We start from the raw sequence: 1,584 nt of genomic DNA, 5'->3' as shown, positions 1-1,584 counted from the left end.
GTTGATCTCGAGTGCCCGCTTGCAGGCGGCGTCGAGGCGTTCCCGGCCGAACTTGTCGGCCAGCCGGATCACGCCCAGGCAGGTGCGGTAGCCCTGTTCGGGGTGCTTGCGCCCGCGCATCACCACTTCGGCGAAGATCGCCACATTGGGGCCCACCCGGGCGGCCCGGGCATGGATACGCTGCGGCGTCCAATCTTCGCGGAACCGGTGATGGGCGGGCATAAGATCCCGCTGAGTGGAGTGCTGTCCGTTGCCGGAGGTGCGGACATGAGAAGCCACGCGTTGTCCGCCGTGGAAAGCCTCGACGGTGCGGGCGGTGATGCGGGTCCACAGCTCTTTCTTCACCAACTGATGCGGCACGGAATAGTAATGCCGGCCGATTGCGATGTGGTCATCGATCCCCGCACGGCACTTGTTCCATTCGGCATAGACGTAAGGCTCCGCCGGCAGCGGCTTCAGGGCGGGCCTGTCCAACTGATCGAACAGCTGCCGGCGGCTCGCGCCAAGGTGGCGGGAGACCTTGCTGCTGAGCCTGTCCAGCAACGGGCGGATGGCGGCATTTACTTCCTCAAGGCTAAAGAATTGCCGGTTGCGCAGCCGTGCCAGGATCCAGCGTTCGACCAGCAGGACAGCGCTCTCGACCTTCGCTTTGTCTCTTGGTTTGCGCGGCCTCGCGGGCAGTGAGCCCGTGAAGGCGCCACTGGTTCAAGCCCACTGGCGAACGGCAGTATCGTAATGTGCGGCCAGATCAGCGTAGGTGCGGTTGAACTCGGGATCGTAGAAACGGGCTTTGGTGACGCCGGCCCGAAGATTATCGGGTACAACTTGAGCGGTCACACCGCCAAAAAAGGAAAAGGCCCGCACGTGGCTGGAGATCCAATCCGGCAGCGTCTGGGTCCAGGTCGCCTCGGCGAAGGTGAAGTTGGAAGCACCGAGGGTAGCGACAAACAGCTGCGCCGCGCGGACCTCGCCGGTCTCGGGGTCGATCACGTCAATCGTGGCACCGGCATAGTCGACAAACAGCCGCTCGCCTGCGGGATGGCGCTGGCGCATGACCGGCGACAGCTTACCTTCCCAGCAGGAATAGAGGTCACAGAAACGGCTGTATCCGTAGCCATCGGGGTGGGCCGCGCGGTACTCCTCCCAGAGCAGGGAAAGCGTGACGCCCTTGCGCCGCAACTGCAGGTGGACACAGGACCAGTCCGGTTGAGAGGCGCGCCGGGCTGCCTCCCGGGCAGTGCGCGGATAGAGGTGTCGTTCAAGCTCGCTGTCCGACATCTCCGCTGGCAGCGGCCAGCTTAAGCCTGCCTCATGAGCGCGATCCAGATACCCTTGCAGCGTGGTGCGGCCAATCGCCAAGCTCGACGCCATCTGGCGGGTCGATAAACCCTCGGCTGAAAATCGCAGTACGTCTCGTATCTTCCGCATCGGCAATCTCTTCATCGTGCTTCCTTCGGTCGGGAAAACCGAAAGGGAGCGAGTTGAAAGGTGCCTCGCAGCTGGGCGTCAGAAGGGTGGCCGGATGTTCCGGATTCAGTGGCCGGATGTTTTTGGAATGGGTGGCCGGATCAAACTGGAATACGC

Annotated in this window: 1 protein-coding gene and 1 pseudogene; both read right to left on the bottom strand. The window is 63.2% G+C overall.

What is annotated here, in order from left to right; translation table 11 throughout:
• Nucleotides 1–543: pseudogene (locus tag L1069_RS23665) on the bottom strand (IS21 family transposase); the annotation flags it as partial.
• Between the two features lie 162 nt (nt 544–705).
• Nucleotides 706–1,428 carry an IS21 family transposase gene (gene istA / locus L1069_RS23660; RefSeq protein ID WP_237457279.1) on the bottom strand — a complete coding sequence of 241 codons (723 nt, stop codon included), beginning with the start codon at nt 1,426–1,428 and terminating at the stop codon, nt 706–708.
• Between the last annotated feature and the right edge of the window lie 156 nt (nt 1,429–1,584).

The organism is Leisingera sp. MMG026 (genome assembly GCF_021654205.1).
Classification (GTDB): Bacteria; Pseudomonadota; Alphaproteobacteria; order Rhodobacterales; family Rhodobacteraceae; genus Leisingera.
Note: the sequence above shows the minus strand (reverse complement) of the source record. Positions and strands in the feature narration are given on the sequence as shown.